An 18196-nucleotide genomic window follows, 5' to 3' on the forward strand; every position below is an offset into this window, starting at 1 on the left:
GGGTGCTTCGAAGGGGGCGGGAAGTGACGTCGACGGTCGGCGGTGCCGGACAGCTGCTGGCCGTCAGCGACCTGCACATCGGGTACGAGGAGAACCGCGCGCTGGTCGAGGGGATGCGTCCCGGTACGGACGAGGACTGGCTCCTGGTGGCCGGCGACGTCTCGGAGACCGTGGCCGACATCCGCTGGGCCCTGGAAACCCTCGCCGGCCGCTTCCGCAAGGTCCTCTGGGCGCCCGGCAACCACGAACTGTGGACCCACCCGAAGGATCCCGTCACCCTGCGCGGGGTCGCCCGCTATGAGCACCTGGTCGCCCTGTGCCGGGAAATCGGCGTGACGACACCCGAGGACCCCTACCCCGTGTGGGAAGGGCCCGGCGGCCCGGTCGTCGTCGCCCCGCTGTTCCTGCTGTACGACTACAGCTTCCTGCCGGCCGGCTGTGCGACCAAGGAACAGGGACTGGAGTACGCGCACGGCACGGGCATCGTGTGCAACGACGAGTACCTGCTGCACGCCGACCCGTACCCGACCCGCGAGGCCTGGTGCCGGGCGCGGGTGGCCGAGACCGAACGCAGACTCGCCGACCTCCCGGACGACCTGCCCACGGTCCTCGTCAACCACTATCCGCTGGACCGGCATCCCATGGACATCCTGTGGCACCCCGAGTTCGCCATGTGGTGCGGCACCGACCGCACCGCCGACTGGCACCGCAGGTTCCGCGTCGAGACCATGGTCTACGGCCACCTCCACATCCCGCGCACCACCTGGCACGACGGCGTCCGCTTCGAGGAGGTGTCCGTGGGATACCCCCGCGAGTGGCGCAAACGGGCTCAGGCGCCGGGGCGGCTGCGCCGGATCGTGCCGGGGGAGGTCGGGGCCCGGTGATCGAGGAACTGCTGCCCGCCACGGTGGTGACCGTGGAGGCGTACAGCCATGACGACCTGGGCGACGCCCGCCTGTACCCCGAGGAGGAGGCCGTCGTGCGGCAGGCGGTGCCCAAGCGGCGCCGGGAGTTCGCCGCGGTGCGCGGCTGTGCCCGCCGCGCCATGGAGAAGCTCGGCGTGCCGCCGCAGCCCGTCCTGCCCGGCCAGCGCGGCGCGCCGCGCTGGCCCGCCGGCCTCGCCGGCAGCATGACCCACTGCGACGGATACTGCGCCGCCGCCCTGGTACGCGCCACCGACCTGGCCTCCCTCGGCATCGACGCCGAACCCGACGGCCCCCTCCCGGACGGCGTCCTGTCCACGGTGTCGCTGCCCGCGGAACGGGACCGGCTGCTCCGGCTCGCCCAGGAGCATCCCGGCACACACTGGGACCGGCTCCTGTTCAGCGCCAAGGAGTCGGTCTACAAGGCGTGGTTCCCGCTCACCGGCCAGTGGCTGGACTTCAGCGAGGCCGACATCGACCTCTTCGTGGACCCGGGCGAGCAGCTGACCGGCACCCTGCGCGCCGAACTCCTCGTCCCGGGCCCCTTGGTGAACGGCCGCCGACTCGCCCACTTCGAGGGCCGCTGGACCACCCACCGGGGTCTGGTGGCAACAGCGGTCGCCGTACCGCACGTCTGACGCCCCGCGGGCGTGACGGCCGTCGCAGGGTCTCGCGCCGGGCGGCCGGTCGGCGGCTCGCGTGCCGCGGCCGCCTGACTACGCGGGTGCGGTACGGCCACTTGGCGGCACGGTCGGCGGGCGGCGTGTGTGGCGCGGGTGCCTGACGGTCCGGCCGGCCGGGCGGCGTGGCTCGGCCGGCCGACGGTCCGGGTGCGGCTTTGCCGCCGGGCGGACTGCGGGGCAAGGCCGGCCGACACCCGTGCGCGGGTGGGTGCCTCACGTCCGGCGACTGTGCGCGGCTGCCTCGGGGGTGTGCGCGGTCGCGGCCGGGGAACGGGCCGCGCGGCACGGTCGGTCGGCGGCCGGGCCGCACGGTTTTCGCCTGTCCCGGCTACGCGTCCGGCGGGCACCAGGTGTGCAGGAGCCGGAAGAACGCCTCCTCGTTGCCCACCAGCCCTGCCCGGGCCAGGGCCTGTTCCGCCTCGGCGAGGACGGCGGGCGGGACGACGGGGGGTCGGGCGGCCTCCGACGGGCCGGGCGTCACGTCGAACGCCGCTCGCACGGTGTGCAGCAGCCGCAGATAGGCCTGGACGGCGGCGCGTTCCCGGTCGGTCAGTACGGCAGTGGGCATCGGGCGGCTCTCCCCAAGTCGGCGTCGTCGGATGTCGTCCGGTCACGCCCCCACACGGCGGCGCACGTCCAGCTTGCCGCCCACCACTGACAATCCGGCCCCGCTACGCCTCGGTTCGCCCGCTCAGCGGAGGAGCGAGGACGCGACACGCACTCCGACCGCACGCTTCACACCGGGCTCGCCGCACCCCGTCGGCAGCCTCCAGGGCATCAGCCCTGCGGCCCCAGATACCCCAGCGACGCCTCGATCCGGCCCGCCAGGTGATCACGCTGCACCGGGCCCCGAAGTGACGGGCCGGCCAGCCAGGCACGGCACTTGCTGGCGAGGAGGAGGCCGAAGCGTTCGGCTTCCCTCTCGTCGGCCTGGTCGAAGCGGCTGCGGGCGGCGACCTTCAAGACCGTCGCCTGGAGGTCCGCGTCGTCGCACAGTAAGCGGGCGGCGACCGCCGCGCCTTCGACGTGGTGGCTGCAGTGACCGGCCTTCATGTGCCACAGCTCGTGCCCGAGGATCACCAACTGGTGTTCGGGAGCCGTGCGTTCCTCGATCACCACGAGGTCCTGGTCGGCCATGTCGAGCCACAGTCCGCTCGCCGTGCCGGGCGGGAACGCCGACATACGGAAGTGGACCGGGCGGCCACGTCGTCTGCTCATCGCGCCGCACAGGGCGCCGTACAGGTCCGAGGGCCGTGCCGGTGCGGGAAGGGTCAGCTCCGCGACCAGCTCGCCGCACAGGCGGCGCATTTCCTTACCGATGCCCACAGTTCTCCCCCGGATCACGACTCGGGCCGCTTGACGCTCTCCAAGAGCATGTCCAGCCACTCCGCCACCTTGTCGCGGTGCTGGTCGGTGGGCAGCTGTGCGGCACGCCAGGCGATCCCGCGGACGCCGTGGTCCTGCAACAGCCGCTCCAGCGGATCGTCGGCGACCGCGGCGGCCTCCCGCTCACGGTCCGCGAGCTTCTGCAGGAGCTCCTGCTCGGTGCGCTGCAGGGCGCCGGCCAGCGCCTCGGAGTCCTCCGCGGTGAGGAAGCCGGCGTGCACCCGGAAGAAACGCTGGATGGCGTCGCAGTGCTCCATGGTGGGACGCCGGTCGCCGTTGATGAGTGCCCCGGCCTGCTGCCGGGACATGCCGGCGCCGTCGGCGATCTCCTGCTGGGTGTACTTGCGCCCGTTCGGCTTGAGCCGGGTGCGGCGCAGCAGGTCCAGGCGCTGCAGGAACCGGGCCTGGACATCGGGCTCGCCCGCGGGGCGCCCGCTCAGCAGGGCCTTGACCACCGGTTCGGTCACTCCGGAGGCGACGGACAGGCGACCGGTGTGGAAGACCTCCGCGTGCGGCACGCCGAGCCGGTCCGTGAGCGCGGCGACACGGGCGACGACGGCCTGCAGCACAGTCGACGCCACGTCGCCCGGAGCCTCGAAGCCTTCCGACACCGACAGATCTCCTACGTTTCTCACTGGCTTCTCACAAGCGGTTGCTTGAACTTCCCGGAGAGTAGCGGGTTGTTCGAACTCACATCCAGGTCTCGCCACAACTGTGGCCAATTTCAGCCGTCAACCGCCACGGAATGCCACGATAGTTGACACGACTTGAGGATGGGCAGCAGGATCAGCAGCGCCGCGTGAAGGCCGCATAGGCAAGAGGGGTGACCTCCCGATGGCATATCAGGCAGGTGGGCAGCGGTCGGTACCGCGGCCCGTCCCCGAGAGTCTTGAGGCCCAGGCATACCTCCAGGACTACACCACGCTCCTGGAGGCCGTCCCCTTTCCGTCCGTCGTCCTCGACCACGGCTGGGACGTCGTCCTGACCAACTCGGCCTTCGGCTCGCTCTTCCGTGGCGTGAGCCCCCACCCGACGGCGATGCCAGCCGACAACTTCCTGCGCTTCGTCCTCTTCCACCCGGACGCGAGCACGGTCCTCGGCGAGCACGAGTCGCGCTGGTGCCTGCCGATGCTCGCGCACTTCGCGGCCGCCGTGGAGCAGTACGGCCACGACCACGGCCTCCAGTCGATCCGCCGGGACATCGCCCAGGACCCGATCATGGAAGCCGCTTACCGGCAGGGCCTGCCGCACTGGATCCGGGCGGTCGGCGAGCAGGCCGTCGTGCAGGACGGTGCGGTCCGTCCGCTCAAGCATCCCGACCCGCGCTGGGGCGCCACCGACTGCCGGGTCGTCGACGAGACGCCCAGGACGCTGGCGGCCCTGGGGTACACCCGGCTGACGCTGGTACTGCGCTCGGCCCGCCGCCCGGTGCCACCGGCCCGACGCGCGGTGCGCCCCCGCCGTACGACGAGCCATCTCAGCGTGGTGCCCGCCCCCGAGGCCTGACAGGCACCGTCGGCGTTCAGGTCGTCGACGGCGCCTTGTCAGCGTGCCCCCGCGTGCCCCCGCGTGCCCCCGCGTGCCCCCGCGTGCCGCGTGTGTTTCCGCGTGTCCGCTTTCCCTCTGCGCGCAACTCCGTCGCGGCATTCCCCGAGTGGGAGTCATGTGACATAGTACTGGCGTGAGCGAGCGACTGACCTGCGATGTCGTGGTCGTCGGAGCCGGAATGGTGGGCGCCGCCTGCGCGTTGTACGCCACCCGGGCCGGCCTGGAGGTCGCCGTGGTGGACCGTGGCCCGGTGGCCGGCGGCACCACCGGCGGCGGCGAGGGCAACCTGCTGGTCAGCGACAAAGGGCCGGGCCCGGAGCTGGACCTCGCCCTGTTGTCCGGCCGGCTGTGGAGCGAACTCGCCGAGGAGTTCGGCGGATCCGTCGAGTACGAGGCCAAGGGCGGGGTCGTCGTCGCCACCTCGCCGGGCGGGCTCGCCGCGCTGGAGCGGTTCGCGGACGAGCAGCGCGCCGCCGGAGTGGTCACCGAGCCGGTCGAGGCCGACCGGCTGTACGACCTCGAACCCCACCTCGCCCCCGGACTGCCGGGCGCCGTCCACTACCCCCAGGACTGCCAGGTGATGCCCGCCCTGGCCGCCGCCCACCTGATCCGCGCCTCCGGCGCCCGCCTGCTCACCGGCCAGACCGTGACCGACGTGCTGCGCACCCCGGACGGAGCCGTGCGCGGGGTCCGTACCGACCAGGGGGACATCCATGCCCCCGCCGTCGTGAACGCGGCCGGCACCTGGGGCTCCGAACTGGCCGCGCTCGCCGGTGTCGCCCTCCCCGTCCTGCCCCGCCGCGGCTTCGTGCTCGTCACCGAACCGCTCCCGCGCATGGTCCGCCACAAGGTGTACGCCGCCGACTACGTGGCCGACGTGGCCAGCGATTCGGCCGCCCTGCAGACCTCGCCGGTCGTCGAGGGCACGGCGGCCGGACCGATCCTGATCGGGGCCAGCCGGGAACGGGTCGGCTTCGACCGGACGTTCTCGCTGCCGGTCGTACGGGCCCTGGCGTCGGGCGCGACCCGGCTGTTCCCCTTCCTCGCCGACGTCCGGGCGACGCGCGCCTACCTCGGCTTCCGCCCCTACCTGCCCGACCACCTGCCGGCCATCGGCCCCGATCCCCGGGTTCCCGGCCTGCACCACGCCTGCGGACACGAGGGCGCGGGCATCGGCCTGGCCACCGGCACCGGGCAGTTGATCGCCCAGGCGCTGACCGCGAGGACCCCCGACCTCGACCTGACACCGTTCCGGCCCGACCGCTTCACCGAGGAGGCCGCGTGAGCTCCCCCATGGACCTGGCGGGGGCCCGGCCGGGCCCCTCCTTCACGGTCACCCTGGACGGCCGCGAGATCGAGGCGCTGCCAGGCCAGACGGTCGCCGCGGCCCTCTGGGCGGCCGGTGTCGTCTCCTGGCGCAGCACCCGTGGCGAGGGCCGCCCGCGCGGCGTCTTCTGCGGGATCGGCGTCTGCTTCGACTGCCTGGTGACCGTCAACGACCGCCCGAACCGACGCGCCTGCCTGGTGCCCCTGAACCCGGGCGACGCCATCCGCACGCAGGAGGGGACCGGTCACGATGACTGAACCGGGCAGCCCAGGGGCTCTACCGCACCTCGCGGTGATCGGCGCGGGGCCGGCCGGACTCGCCGCGACCCTCGCCGCGGCGGCCCAGGGAGTGCACGTCACGCTGCTCGACGCGGCCGCGGAGGCCGGCGGGCAGTTCTACCGGCAGCCCGCCTCCGCGCTGCGCGCCCGTCGCCCGCGGGCACTGCACCACGAGTGGCGGACCTGGGAGCGACTGCGGGACGGCCTGCGGGCCCACGTACGGGCGGGCACGGTACGGCATCTGTCGGACCATCACGTCTGGTTCGTCGAGCGGCACGAGAACGGACTCACGGTGCACGCACTGCTCGGCCCCGAGCAGGAGGAGCCGGCCGAGGTGCGCGCCGACGCCGTCCTCCTGGCCACCGGCGGCTACGAGAAGGTGCTGCCCTTCCCGGGCTGGACCCTGCCCGGTGTGGTCAGTGCGGGCGGCGCCCAGGCGATGCTCAAGGGGGGCCTCGTCGTGTCCGGCCGCACCGCCGTCGTCGCCGGCACCGGGCCCCTGCTGCTGCCCGTGGCGACCGGCCTGGCGGCGGCCGGGATGGAGGTGGCCGCGCTCGTCGAGTCCGCCGGTCCCCGCGCCTTCCTGCGACGGACCCGGACCCTGGCCGCCCAGCCGGGCAAGATCGCCGAAGGCGCCCGGTACGCCGCCCGGCTGGCCCGGCATCGCGTACCGACCCTCGTCGGCCACACCGTGGTCGAGGCGCACGGCGCGGAACGCGGCGCGGCAGGCGGTGCGGCAGGCGGCACCGAGCCCGGCACCGAGCGCGGTATCGAACGCGGCACCGAGCCCGGCACCGAGCGCGGTATCGAACGCGGCACCGAGCGGCTGGAGGCGGTCACCGTCGCCGCGCTCGACGCCGAAGGGCGGGTGCGGGCCGGCACCGAGCGCCGCATCCCCTGCGACACCCTCGCCGTGGGCCACGGCATGCTGCCGCACACGGACCTCGCCGACACCCTCGGCTGCCGCCTGGAGGGGCCGCATGTCCGTGTCGACGACGAACAGCGCACCGATGTCCCCGGCGTCTGGGCGGCGGGCGAGACCACCGGGATCGGCGGGTCGGACCTCTCCCTGGCCGAGGGCCACATCGCGGGGCGCTCCGTCGCGGCCCGCCTGCACGGCAGCGCACCCGACCCGCGGGCCTGGGCACGGGCGGCGCGGACCCGGACCCGGCTGCGGGCCTTCTTCGCCGCACTGGACAGCGTGTACGCGCCGCCCGCGCACTGGAGCGAACAGGTCACCGACGACACCGTCGTCTGCCGCTGCGAGGAGGTGACCGGCGGCGCGATCCGACAAGCCGTCACGGAGCTCGGTGCCGGTGACCTGCGCACCGTGAAGCTGCTGACCCGGGCCGGGATGGGCTGGTGTCAGGGCCGGGTGTGCTCACCCGCGGTCGCGGGCCTGGCCGGGTGCGAACCCACGCCCGTCCGGCGGCCGTTCGCCCGCCCGGTGCCGCTGGGGGTGCTGGCCCGCGCCGGGGAGCGCGAGGAGGAGGACTGAGTCGGCACCCCGTAGTTCCGGCCGCTGTTCCGGCCGCTGTTCCAAACCCTGTCAGCCAATAAAATGTCACACCCTATTGAGAGGGACCTCAGATGACCGCCACCGACACTCGCCCCTGGCGCGGCGTCCTCGTCGCCACCGCCCTCCCGCTGAACGACGACCTCTCCGTCGACTACGGCAGGTACGCCGAGCACTGCGCCTGGCTGGTCGACAACGGCTGTGACGGCGTCGTACCGAACGGCTCGCTCGGCGAGTACCAGGTGCTCACCCGCGAGGAGCGGGCCAGGGTCGTCGAGACGGCCGTGGCCGCCATCGGCGGTGCGCGCGTGATGCCCGGCGTCGCCGCCTACGGCTCCGCCGAGGCCCGCCGCTGGGCCGAGCAGGCACGCGACGCCGGCTGCGCCTCCGTGATGCTGCTGCCGCCCAACGCCTACCGCGCCGACGAGCGTTCCGTCCTCGCCCACTACGCCGAGGTCGCCCGGGCGGGCGTGCCGGTCGTGGCGTACAACAACCCCATCGACACCAAGGTCGACCTGGTGCCCGAACTGCTCGCCAAGCTGCACGGCGAGGGCAGCGTCCAGGCCGTCAAGGAGTTCTCCGGCGATGTGCGCCGCGCCTACCGGCTCGCCGAACTCGCCCCGGAGCTCGACCTGTTGATCGGCGCCGACGACGTCCTCCTGGAACTCGCGATCGCGGGCGCCAAGGGCTGGGTGGCCGGCTATCCGAACGCGCTGCCCGCCGCGAGCGTCCAGCTCTACCGCGCGGCCGTCGACGGCGACCTCGCCACGGCCAGGAAGCTGTACGAACAGCTGCACCCGTTGCTGCGCTGGGACTCGCAGGTCGAGTTCGTGCAGGCCATCAAGTTGTCCATGGACATCGTGGGACGCCATGGCGGCCGCGTCCGCCCGCCCCGCGTCCCGCTGCTGCCCGAGCAGGAGGCCGTCGTCCGAGCCGCCACCGAGAAGGCGGTCGCCGCCGGGCTCGCCTAGGGCCTGTCCGACCCGCCGCGGGCTCGTGGGGCTGCCGTCCCCCCCCCGTCGGTCCCTCCCGTCCACCAGGAGCGTCATGCGCAGCAAACTCGTCCTGCACGCCGTCGACTCGCACACCGAGGGCATGCCCACCCGCGTCATCACCGGCGGCATCGGCACGATCCCCGGCGCGACCATGAACGAGCGGCGCCTGTACTTCCGTGAGCACCGCGACGACGTCAAGCAGCTCCTGATGAACGAGCCGCGCGGCCACTCCGCGATGAGCGGTGCCATCCTCCAGCCGCCCACCCGCCCCGACTGCGACTGGGGCGTCGTCTACATCGAGGTCTCCGGCTACCTGCCGATGTGCGGGCACGGCACGATCGGAGTGGCGACCGTGCTCGTGGAGACCGGAATGGTCGAGGTCGTCGAGCCGGTCACCACGATCCGGCTCGACACACCGGCCGGGGTGGTCGTCGCCGAGGTGGCGGTCGAGGACGGCGCCGCGAAGGCGGTCACCCTCCACAACGTCCCGTCCTTCTCCGTCGGCCTCGACCGCAAGGCCGTCCTCGCCGACGGGCGCACGGTGACCTACGACATGGCGTACGGCGGCAACTTCTACGCGATCCTGCCGTTGGAGCGGTTCGGGCTGCCGTTCGACCGCGCCCGCAAGGACGACATCCTCGCGGCGGGCCTGTCCCTCATGGAGGCGATCAACGCCGAGGAGGAGCCCGTCCATCCCGAGGACCCGTCCATCCGCGGCTGCCACCACGTCCATCTGGTCGCCCCGGGCGCCACCGCCCGCCACTCGCGCCACGCCATGGCGATCCACCCCGGCTGGTTCGACCGCTCACCCTGCGGCACCGGCACCAGCGCACGCATGGCCCAGCTCCACGCGCGCGGCGAACTGCCCCTGCGCACCGAGTTCGTGAACGAGTCGTTCATCGGCACCCACTTCACCGGCCGGCTCCTCGGCACCACCGAGGTCGGGGGCCGTCCGGCCGTGCTGCCCAGCTTCACCGGCCGCGCGTGGATCACCGGCACCGCCCAGTACCTGCTCGACCCGACGGATCCCTTCCCGGCCGGGTTCGTGCTCTGAGCGGTGAGGATAATGACGCGTTACGCGTGACATTGCACAGCTAGGAGACATCCCCATGGCCGCCGCCCAGCGCACCAGCGCCCCGTCCGCCGGCTCGCCCGCAGCCCCGGCCCTGCCCGTCCTGGGCGGCAAGAAGAGCAGCTACCGGGAGCGGGTCGCCGACGCGCTGCGGGCCGCGCTGATCGCCGGTGAGCTGCTTCCGGGCGAGGTCTACTCCGCGCCGATGCTCGCCGCCCGCTTCGGCGTCTCGGCGACCCCGGTGCGCGAGGCCATGCTGGACCTGGCCAAGGAGGGGCTGGTCGACACCGTCCCGAACAAGGGTTTCCGGGTGACGGCGGTCTCCGAGAAGCAGCTCGACGAGTACACCCACGTCCGCTCGCTCATCGAGATCCCGACGGTGGTGGAGCTGGCCAGGACCGCAGGCCCGGTCTCCCTGGAGGCGTTGCGGCCGGCCGCCCGGGAGATCGTCCACGCGGCGGTGGCCGGCGACCTCATCGCGTACGTGGAGGCCGACACCCGCTTCCACCTGGGCCTGCTGGCCCTCGCGGGCAACACCCATCTCGTCGAGGTCGTCGGCGACCTGCGCAAGCGGTCCCGTCTCTACGGCCTCACGGCGCTGCTGGAGGCGGGCCGCCTGCTGGCCTCGGCCGAGGAACACCTCGAACTCCTCGACGCGTTGCTGGCCCGCGACGAGGAGGCCGTGCACGCGGTCATGACCCGGCACCTCGGTCATGTCCGCGGCCTCTGGGCCGCCGGGTAGGGGAGTCCGCGGGCCCGGTCCTCCGCACTCGCGACGCAGGCCGCCCTCGGGGGCCTGGGACGGCTGCGCTCGCCGACCGACGAGACCCTGGCCGAGCGCGCTCCCTGGGCGCCCCCGCGACCTGAGTGCTGTGCCGCCACGTCGTGACCCGCACGCACGGTCCCTCGGTACAGCCGTGCGGCCCCGGATGCGACTGCGCCACCAAGGCCTTCGGCCCCCGGCCGATCCGGCCCTCGCCACCCGGCGAGCCCGGGCCGCCGCCCTGCTCGCAGGCGACTGCCGGGTGCCGCCGCCACGGGCGGCCGAGACGGCGGCACCCGCCTCTCACCGACGATGGTGGCAACCGCCCACACGAGCTAGCCACGACCCGGTTCAGTGCGGTGGGGGCGTATCCGTCCTGACCAGGTGGGGCGCCCCGCGCTTCGCCGCCTGGATCTGCTCGTAGACGTGGGTGCGCAGTTCCGCGAAGCGCGGGGCCACACGGGTGTGCAACTGGTCGCGGTCGTCCGGCAGATCGACCTTCAGCTGCTCCCGGACGACCGTGGGGGAGGCGGAGAGCACGATCACCCGCTCGCCGAGGTAGACCGCCTCGTCGATGTCGTGGGTGACGAACAGGATCGTGATGCCGCGCTCCCGCCACAACCCGCGTACGAGGTCCTCCAGGTCGGCACGGGTCTGCGCGTCGACCGCCGCGAACGGCTCGTCCATCAGCAGGACCCGGGGCTCGTACGCCAGCGCGCGGGCGATGGCGACCCGCTGCTGCATTCCGCCGGACAGCTGCCAGGGGTAGGCGTCGGCGGCGTCCGCGAGCCCGACCGACCGGAGCGCGTCCGCGACCAGCTCCTGCCGCCGCGCCTTGCTCAAGTCCTTTTGCTTCAAAGGGAGTTCCACGTTCTGGGCGACCCGCATCCAGGGGAACAGGCTGCGGCCGTACTCCTGGAAGACGAACGCCATCCCGGGCGGTGGACCGTCCACCGCCCGCCCCTCCAGCAGGACTTCACCGGAGGTCGGTGTCATGAGTCCGCCCATGCACTTCAGCAGGGTCGTCTTGCCGCAGCCCGACGGGCCGACGAGACAGACGAGTTCGCCCGCGTCGACGGTGAAGGTGAGGTCGCGCACCGCCTCCACACGACGTCCGGACCCCTCGTAGACCTTCTTCAGGCCGCGTACCTCGAGCATGGACCGCCCTTTCACGAGACTCACGGGGACCGGCGGGCAGCGGCGCGCAGGCCGTGGTACCAGGCCAGGGCCCGCCGTTCGACCAGATGGAAGACGACGGACAGCAGGAAGCCGAGCAGTCCGAGGACCAGGATCCCGGTCCACATGCCGGGAATCGCGAAACTGCGCTGGAACTGGACGACGGTGAAGCCGATGCCGTTGCTGGCGGCGAACATCTCGCTGATGACCATCAGGATGATGCCGATCGACAGGGCCTGGCGCAGCCCCGCGAAGATCTGCGGGCTCGCCGAGCGCAGCACGAGGTGGGTGATGCGCGAGGGACCCTTGATGCCGTAGGAACGTGCCGTCTCGGTCATCACCGGGTCGACCGCGCGCACGCCCTCGACGGTGTTGAGCAGGATCGGCCACACGCAGCCGCTCGCGATCACCGCGACCTTCATCGTGTCGCCGATGCCCGCGAACAGCATGATGACCGGCACGAGCACCGGTGGCGGCACCGCCCGCAGGAACTCCAGGACCGGTTCGCACACCGCGCGCACCCGCCGGTAGGAGCCGATGACCGTGCCGAGGGCCACGCCCGCGACGGCCGCGAGGGCGTAGCCGCCCGTCAGCCGCAGCATGCTGGGCAGGACGTCGTCCTTCAGTCGCTCGCCGGTCCACACCTCGGGGAACGTCTTCAGGATCGTCCGCAGTGGCGGCCAGAACACGTCCGTGCTGTTGTCGGAGGCGAGCCACCAGCTCACGAAGAGCAGCGTGGGCAGGGCGAACACGAAAAGGAGCCGCAGCAGGACCCGCCTCACACCGCCACCTCCCCGCGCACCGACTGGTGCCAGGCCAGGGCCCGCCGCTCCACGGTCCGCGCGCCCACGTTGATGAGCAGCCCCAGCAGACCGGTGACCACGACCAGCGCGTACATCTCGGGTACCGCCTGGGAGGTCTGCGCGACCGCGATGCGGGCGCCCAACCCCGGTGCGCCGATGACGAGTTCGGCCGTGATGGCGAGGATCAGGGCGACCGCCGCGGCCAGTCGTACGCCGGTCATGACGTACGGCAGCGCGCTCGGCCACAGCACGTGCCGCACCCGAGCCCAGGTGCCGAGGCCGTACGAGCGCGCCGTCTCGTCGGCCACGGGGTCGACGTCCTGGACGCCGTACAGGGTCTGGACGAGAACCTGCCAGAAGGAGGCGTAGACCACCAGCAGGAGCACCGAGCGCAGTTCCGTGCCGTAGAGGAGCACCGCCAGCGGGATGAGCGCGACCGAGGGGATCGGGCGCAGGAACTCGATCGTCGAGGCGGTCGCCTCCCGCAGGTACGGCACCACGGAGATGACGACACCGACGACGATGCCCGCACAGGACGCGATCGCCAGCCCCAGAGCCCACCCGGTGAGGGTGTCGCCCAGTGCCGTCCAGAAGGCGCCGTCCGCGACCTCGTCGGCGAAGGCCGCGGCGATACTGCTGGTCGGCGGGAAGTAGGCCTCCTTGACCAGGCCGAGCCGCGGCACCACCTCGCCCAGGGCGAGGAAGCCCGCGAGTCCGGCCGCGCCCAGTGCGAGGTTTCGGCCCCTCACGGCAGCAACTTGTCCAGGTCCGGCGCCGTCTTGAAGAAGCCGTCCTGCTCGCCGAGCTTCGCCAGGGTCTCGACGGAGGAGCGGTTCACCTCGGCCGGCCACTTCGGAAGCGTCACCTGCTCCAGTACCGACGCCGGGATCTTCGTGTACGTCGTGATCATCTGCCGGGCCTCGTCCGGGTGGGCGTCGGCGTAGGCGAGGGACTCGGCGGTGGCCTCCCGGAACCTCTTCACCACGTCCGGGTTCTTCTGCTCGTACTGCTGGGAGGTGAAGTACATGGCGACCGTGAGGTCCGGGGCGACGTCCACCAGCGGCGAGGCGATCTCCACGCCACCCTGGCTCCTGATGGTGGCGGTGGCCGGTTCGACCACGCACGCGGCGTCGATCTGCCCCTTGTCGAGGGCCGCGGGCATCTGGTCGAAGGCCAGCTCGACGAGCTCGACCTTGTCGGGGTCGCCGCCCGACTTGCGCACCGCCTCGCGCACCGCGGACTCGTTGATGTTCTTCAGGGTGTTGATGGCGACCTTCTTGCCCTCCAGCTGCTTCGGCGACTTGATCGCGCTGCCCTTCCTCACCATGAGGGCGGCGAAGTCCTTGCCCTGCACGCCGGTCGAGGCGATGCCGTTGACGACGCCCTGCACGGGAACGCCGTTGGACTGGGCGATCATGAGGGACGTCATGTTGCTGAAGCCGAACTGGAACTGACCGCTCACGACCCCCGGCACGATCGCCGCTCCGCCCTGAGCGGGCGTCAACTCCAGCTTCAGGCCGCGCTTTTCGAAGAAGCCCTGCTTCTGGCCGAGGTAGAGGGGCGCGACATCGACGATCGGGATGATCCCGACCTTGACCGTGGTGGTGCCGCCGGACGACGCGCCCGCGTCCGACGGACCCTCGTCGGACGAGCCACAGGCCGTCGCGACGAGCAGTAAGGCGCCGGCCGTGAGACCGGCGAGCAGACGACGCATGGCTCCTCCTGTACAGACAACGGTGCAGCGGTGTTCCGACAGGTTGTGCGCAGACCGCACAGTAGTGCTCAAGTCCGCTGTGCGGGAAGGTAGATCCGTCAACGAATCCGGTCAACAGGGTTGGCTGACAACATTGTTGACAGTGATGGAGGTGGCCATGCCCGAGCCGGACCGCGCAACGCATTTCGTGAGGTCCTTCGAGCGCGGACTCGCCGTCATCCGTGCCTTCGACGCCGAACATCCGGCACTCACCCTCAGCGACGTCGCCCGCACCTGCGACCTGACCCGCGCGGCCGCCCGCCGGCTGCTGCTGACCCTGGTCGACCTCGGCTACGTCCACCAGGACGGACGGCAGTTCCGCCTCACCCCACGCGTGCTGGAGCTCGGCTACTCCTACCTGTCGAGCTTCTCGCTGGCCCAGATCGCCGAACCGCATCTGGAGCGGCTCGTCGAGCGCACCAGGGAGTCGTCGTCGCTGTGCGTGCTCGACGGCGACGACGTGGTGTATGTGGCCCGGGTGCCCGCGCGCCGCATCATGACCGAGGCGATCACCGTCGGCACCCGTTTCCCCTCCCACGTGACCTCGGTGGGCCGGGTGATCCTCGCCCATCTCCCGGACGACGACCTGAGGGCGCGGCTCGCCCGCGCCGACCTGCGTCCGCTGACCACCCGCACCCTCGTGTCCACCGAGGCGCTGCGGAGGGAGCTCGACCGTGTGCGGCGGCAGGGATTCGCCCTCGTCGACCAGGAGTTGGAGGAGGGGCTGCGCTCGATCGCCGTCCCGGTGCGGGACCGGGACGGCGAGGTGGTGGCGGCGGTGAACATCCCGGTGAACGCCGGCCGCAACACGCCGGCGTCGGTGCGCCGGGAGCTGCTGCCGCCCCTGCTGGAGACGGTCGCCGGGATCGAGAGCGACCTGGCGATGTCTACAGGTCGAGGACGAGCCGCTTCCCCCGGCACCGGGACACGCAGATGAGCATGGTCTCCCCGGCTTCCCGCTCCTCGTCGGACAGAACCGAGTCCCGGTGGTCGGGGGTTCCTTCGACGACATCGGTCTCGCAGGTGCCGCACGTGCCCTCGGTGCAGGAGAACAGCACCTCGACGCCCGCGGCGCGCACGGTGTCCAGCACGGAGACGTCCGGCGGGCACACGAGGGTACGGCCGCTCTGCGCGAGGACCACCTCGAACTCTGTGTTCTCGCCCGTCTCCTGCTCCTTCGGCTGGAACCGCTCGACGTGCAGCACGCCGGCCGGCGCCCGCTGCTCCACCGCGTCCAGCAGCGCCCCGGGACCGCAGCAGTAGACGAGCGTGCCCTCGGGGACGTCGTCGAGCACCGAGCCGAGGTCCAGCAGGCCGGTCTCGTCCTGCGGGGCGACGGTGACCCGGTCCCCGTAGCGCTCCAACTCTCCCGTGAACGCCATGGATCCACGGCTGCGCCCGCCGTACAGCAGTGTCCACTCCGCGCCCGCCGCCTCCGCCGCCGCCAGCATCGGCAGGATCGGCGTGATGCCGATGCCGCCCGCGACGAAGCGGTAGCGGGGCGCGGGCCGCAGGGCGAAGTGGTTGCGCGGCCCGCGCACCCGCACCTTGTCGCCCTGCCCCAACTGCTCGTGCACGTGTGCAGATCCACCGCGCCCGTCCGGCTCGCGCAGGACCGCGATCCGCCAGGCGTCCGGGTCGGCCGGGTCCCCGCACAGCGAGTACTGCCGCTCCAGCTCAGGACCGAGCACGACGTCGATGTGGGCGCCGGGCTCCCAGGCCGGGAGCCGCTCGCCCAACGGGTGCCGCAGCGTGACGGCGAGGACGCCGTCGGCGGCGGACTCCAGCCGGTCCACGACGAGTTCGGCTTCGTACAGGCTCATGAGTCGTTTCCTCGCGGCTCTTGTCCTTGCGGCTCGTGTCCCTGCGGGTGGGCGAGCATCCACTCCCACATCTCGATGGGGTCCTGCGCGGTGTGCTCACGGCCGCAGTGACAGGTGCCGTGAAGGATGTCCGTGCCGGGCAGCCAGTCGATGCGGTAGACCTCGCCGGTGGGGCTCGTCACTGGACCTTCTCCATGGGCTTGTCGCCCTCCTCGACCAGCCGGGCGAGGATTCGGCGGGCGGCGAGGCCACCGGTGTCGATGTTGATGCTCAGCTCCTGGTACCCGGTGCGTTCGGTACCGAGCGTCTCCTGGAGGAGGTTGAGCGCGTCGACGTCCTGCATGACCACCGTGTGGTTGTTGCCCCGCAGGAACTCGGTGACCTCGGCGTCCTGCGTCGCCCAGTCGCGCGAGACCATCCAGAAGTCGTAGACCTTGCCGTCGGCCGACGGGGTGATGGCGTACGTGATCTCGGTGTGGAAGCCGTTCGGGTCGCTGCCGTCCGCCTCGGGCACCACACCCACCGGCGCGATCCGGCTGTGCAGCAGGTAGAGACAGGGCGCGTGGTACTCGATGTCCTGCCAGCGGGTGATCCGGCCCTCGATCCCGGTCGAACGGGCGTAGAACGGCGGGCACTCGGCGTCGTCCATGTGCCGGCTCACCCGGACGATCCCGGCGCCCTCGTCGACCTCGGTGGTGATCGGCGTCTCGGCGACCTCGGGGGTGCCGATGTAGCCGCCGTGCAGATACGTCTCGTGGGACAGGTCGAGGAGGTTGTCGACCAGCAGGCCGTAGTCGGCGTCGATCGGCTCCATGCCACGCACGGTGACCCAGCCGGGGGAGTCGAGGTGCCGGGCACGCGGGATGGTCTGCGGGTCGGCGAGCGCCGGGTCCCCGATCCACACCCAGACCAGGGAGTCCTGCTCGACGACCGGGTAGGACTGGACGCGGGCGGTGCGCGGGACGCGCTTCTGGCCCGGCACGTACACACAGGCGCCCGTTTGGTCGTAGGTGAAGCCGTGGTAGCCGCAGACGATACGGTCGCCGTCCAGTCCGCTCTTGGAGAGCGGGTACCGGCGGTGCACGCACCGGTCGTGCAGCGCGACGGGCGTCCCCTCCTCCTCGGTCCGGTAGAACACGAGCGGCTCACCGAGGATCGTCCTGCCGAGCAGTTCCTCGCGCCCGACCTCGTGGCTGTAGGCGGCGACGTACCACTGGTTCCTGGCGAAGGCGGTCATGTGGGGCATGGCGTTCCCGTCCCTGTCGGCGGGGCGTCGTCGCCCCGCGTGCCGTGGTTGGACTCAGAATCCTGACGGCCGCGACCGCCGCGCAAGGCGGCTTCTGTCAGGCGGAAGTCCCCGGCCGTCCTCCTTTCTTCACGCAACCTTCCCCCGTCTTTGGATCAACCGGAACGAGGTGTCCTGTGTGATGTCGATGAGAGCCCTTTCTCTCATGTGGTGCGTTCTTCGCCGGGGCTCTCACCGACAGCCGTGAGCCTCGCGGTCAGCAAACGGATACCTGAGGAGAAACAAGCAAGTGTCGTTGACCAACTACCGCCTCGCGGCGGCATCCATGGTGCTCACCGCCGCGCTGGTCGGCGTGGCGGGTGCGGGCACGGCCATGGCGAGTACGGCCCCGGTGGCCTCGGCCGCGACGGACGTGGACGCGGGGTCCGCCCTGGTTCCCGTCGGCTTCGTGGACCTGCCCACCAGGGCTCTTCCTGCGGCCGGGGAGTCGCACACGTTCGTCGTGTCCTACACCAACGACTCGTCGGCGGCCCAGGTCGTGGCCCCGCAGATCCTGGTGGAGTCCCCGGAGGCCGGGCCCTTCCTGGCGCCTGAGGACATCAGGGTCGAACGGCGGAGCGCGGACGGTGCCCGTCAGACAGTGGCCGTCGGCAGCCAGACCGGCACCCTGTTCACCGACCTCGTGGCCGCACAGCGCACCCTGCGTCCCGGCGAGACCCTGACCGAGCGGTACCGGGTCACCGTGCTGTCCCCGGGCGCGGCGGGCACGGTGCAGCCGCGGGTGGCGCTGTACGGCTGACGCCGCGTCGGATACCCGCGTCCACGTAACGCTGCGCGTCCCCCGACGGGGACGCGCAGCGCGTGGGGTCGAGGGGTGGTGCCGCCCACCTCTCCCGGCTCAGCC

The 18196-nt window shown here is 72.1% G+C and carries 21 protein-coding genes; 11 read left to right on the forward strand and 10 right to left on the reverse strand.

Annotated elements, in window-relative coordinates:
- Positions 1-23: 23 nt before the first annotated feature.
- Positions 24-884, forward strand: a complete 861-nt coding sequence (locus tag AQJ84_RS03595; protein WP_030042067.1) for a metallophosphoesterase family protein — start codon at positions 24-26, stop codon at positions 882-884.
- Positions 881-1561 carry a 4'-phosphopantetheinyl transferase family protein gene (locus AQJ84_RS03600; RefSeq protein ID WP_030042066.1) on the forward strand — a complete coding sequence of 227 codons (681 nt, stop codon included), beginning with the start codon at positions 881-883 and terminating at the stop codon, positions 1559-1561. The genes AQJ84_RS03595 and AQJ84_RS03600 overlap by 4 nt, the downstream gene beginning before the upstream one ends.
- Positions 1562-1934: 373 nt before the next feature.
- On the opposite strand, the gene AQJ84_RS03605 is transcribed toward AQJ84_RS03600, so the two are convergent.
- From AQJ84_RS03605 to AQJ84_RS03615, 3 genes are all read right to left on the reverse strand, one after another.
- Complete coding sequence (locus AQJ84_RS03605) at positions 1935-2174, reverse strand: hypothetical protein (protein WP_030042065.1); 240 nt, start codon at positions 2172-2174, stop codon at positions 1935-1937.
- Positions 2175-2383: 209 nt separating this feature from the next.
- Positions 2384-2914: a hypothetical protein gene (locus AQJ84_RS03610; RefSeq protein WP_030042064.1), complete on the reverse strand. Its 531-nt coding sequence runs from the start codon at positions 2912-2914 to the stop codon at positions 2384-2386.
- Positions 2915-2946: 32 nt separating this feature from the next.
- A complete protein-coding gene (locus tag AQJ84_RS03615; RefSeq protein ID WP_053193235.1) occupies positions 2947-3603 on the reverse strand; it encodes a helix-turn-helix domain-containing protein in 657 nt (218 codons plus the stop codon).
- Positions 3604-3826: 223 nt separating this feature from the next.
- Between AQJ84_RS03615 and AQJ84_RS03620 the strand changes: the two genes are divergently transcribed.
- From AQJ84_RS03620 to AQJ84_RS03650, 7 genes are all read left to right on the forward strand, one after another.
- Positions 3827-4498 carry an MmyB family transcriptional regulator gene (locus AQJ84_RS03620; RefSeq protein WP_053193237.1) on the forward strand — a complete coding sequence of 224 codons (672 nt, stop codon included), beginning with the start codon at positions 3827-3829 and terminating at the stop codon, positions 4496-4498.
- Between the two features lie 175 nt (positions 4499-4673).
- Complete coding sequence (locus AQJ84_RS03625; protein ID WP_030042062.1) at positions 4674-5825, forward strand: NAD(P)/FAD-dependent oxidoreductase; 1152 nt, start codon at positions 4674-4676, stop codon at positions 5823-5825.
- Between the two features lie 8 nt (positions 5826-5833).
- On the forward strand, positions 5834-6124 hold the full coding sequence (locus AQJ84_RS03630) for a (2Fe-2S)-binding protein (RefSeq protein ID WP_030042061.1): 291 nt from the start codon (positions 5834-5836) through the stop codon (positions 6122-6124).
- The gene (locus AQJ84_RS03635; protein ID WP_053193239.1) at positions 6117-7643 is read left to right on the forward strand and encodes an NAD(P)/FAD-dependent oxidoreductase; all 1527 of its coding nucleotides are present in this window, start codon (positions 6117-6119) and stop codon (positions 7641-7643) included. Before AQJ84_RS03630 ends, AQJ84_RS03635 begins: the two co-directional genes overlap by 8 nt.
- A gap of 92 nt (positions 7644-7735) precedes the next feature.
- Complete coding sequence (locus AQJ84_RS03640) at positions 7736-8632, forward strand: dihydrodipicolinate synthase family protein (protein ID WP_030042058.1); 897 nt, start codon at positions 7736-7738, stop codon at positions 8630-8632.
- A 76-nt stretch (positions 8633-8708) separates the two neighbouring features.
- On the forward strand, positions 8709-9710 hold the full coding sequence (locus AQJ84_RS03645; RefSeq protein WP_030042057.1) for a proline racemase family protein: 1002 nt from the start codon (positions 8709-8711) through the stop codon (positions 9708-9710).
- A gap of 55 nt (positions 9711-9765) precedes the next feature.
- Positions 9766-10470, forward strand: a complete 705-nt coding sequence (locus tag AQJ84_RS03650; protein WP_030042056.1) for a GntR family transcriptional regulator — start codon at positions 9766-9768, stop codon at positions 10468-10470.
- A 372-nt stretch (positions 10471-10842) separates the two neighbouring features.
- Here the strand turns inward: AQJ84_RS03650 and AQJ84_RS03655 are convergent, their stop codons facing one another.
- The 4 genes from AQJ84_RS03655 to AQJ84_RS03670 are packed head-to-tail and all read right to left on the reverse strand — an operon-like array spanning position 10843 to position 14184.
- On the reverse strand, positions 10843-11649 hold the full coding sequence (locus AQJ84_RS03655) for an ABC transporter ATP-binding protein (RefSeq protein ID WP_030042055.1): 807 nt from the start codon (positions 11647-11649) through the stop codon (positions 10843-10845).
- Between the two features lie 20 nt (positions 11650-11669).
- Positions 11670-12449 carry an ABC transporter permease gene (locus AQJ84_RS03660; protein ID WP_030042054.1) on the reverse strand — a complete coding sequence of 260 codons (780 nt, stop codon included), beginning with the start codon at positions 12447-12449 and terminating at the stop codon, positions 11670-11672.
- Positions 12446-13219 carry an ABC transporter permease gene (locus tag AQJ84_RS03665; protein ID WP_030042053.1) on the reverse strand — a complete coding sequence of 258 codons (774 nt, stop codon included), beginning with the start codon at positions 13217-13219 and terminating at the stop codon, positions 12446-12448. Before AQJ84_RS03665 ends, AQJ84_RS03660 begins: the two co-directional genes overlap by 4 nt.
- A complete protein-coding gene (locus AQJ84_RS03670) occupies positions 13216-14184 on the reverse strand; it encodes an ABC transporter substrate-binding protein (protein WP_030042052.1) in 969 nt (322 codons plus the stop codon). The genes AQJ84_RS03665 and AQJ84_RS03670 overlap by 4 nt, the downstream gene beginning before the upstream one ends.
- A gap of 157 nt (positions 14185-14341) precedes the next feature.
- On the opposite strand from AQJ84_RS03670, the gene AQJ84_RS03675 reads away from it, so the two are divergent.
- Positions 14342-15160, forward strand: a complete 819-nt coding sequence (locus AQJ84_RS03675) for an IclR family transcriptional regulator domain-containing protein (RefSeq protein WP_030042051.1) — start codon at positions 14342-14344, stop codon at positions 15158-15160.
- Here AQJ84_RS03675 and AQJ84_RS03680 read toward each other — a convergent pair.
- From AQJ84_RS03680 to AQJ84_RS03690, 3 genes are read right to left on the reverse strand one after another with little or no spacing between them, the layout of a single operon-like run.
- A complete protein-coding gene (locus tag AQJ84_RS03680) occupies positions 15111-16046 on the reverse strand; it encodes a PDR/VanB family oxidoreductase (RefSeq protein WP_030042050.1) in 936 nt (311 codons plus the stop codon). The genes AQJ84_RS03675 and AQJ84_RS03680 overlap by 50 nt on opposite strands.
- Positions 16043-16228 carry a hypothetical protein gene (locus AQJ84_RS03685; protein ID WP_030042049.1) on the reverse strand — a complete coding sequence of 62 codons (186 nt, stop codon included), beginning with the start codon at positions 16226-16228 and terminating at the stop codon, positions 16043-16045. Before AQJ84_RS03685 ends, AQJ84_RS03680 begins: the two co-directional genes overlap by 4 nt.
- The gene (locus tag AQJ84_RS03690; protein WP_030042048.1) at positions 16225-17292 is read right to left on the reverse strand and encodes an aromatic ring-hydroxylating dioxygenase subunit alpha; all 1068 of its coding nucleotides are present in this window, start codon (positions 17290-17292) and stop codon (positions 16225-16227) included. Before AQJ84_RS03690 ends, AQJ84_RS03685 begins: the two co-directional genes overlap by 4 nt.
- Positions 17293-17581: 289 nt before the next feature.
- Here AQJ84_RS03690 and AQJ84_RS03695 point away from each other — a divergent pair, with 289 nt between their 5' ends.
- Positions 17582-18091, forward strand: coding sequence for a hypothetical protein (locus AQJ84_RS03695; protein WP_030042047.1), 510 nt, complete (start codon positions 17582-17584; stop codon positions 18089-18091).
- Positions 18092-18196 lie beyond the last annotated feature (105 nt).

This window comes from Streptomyces resistomycificus (assembly GCF_001514265.1).
Lineage (GTDB): Bacteria > Actinomycetota > Actinomycetes > Streptomycetales > Streptomycetaceae > Streptomyces > Streptomyces resistomycificus.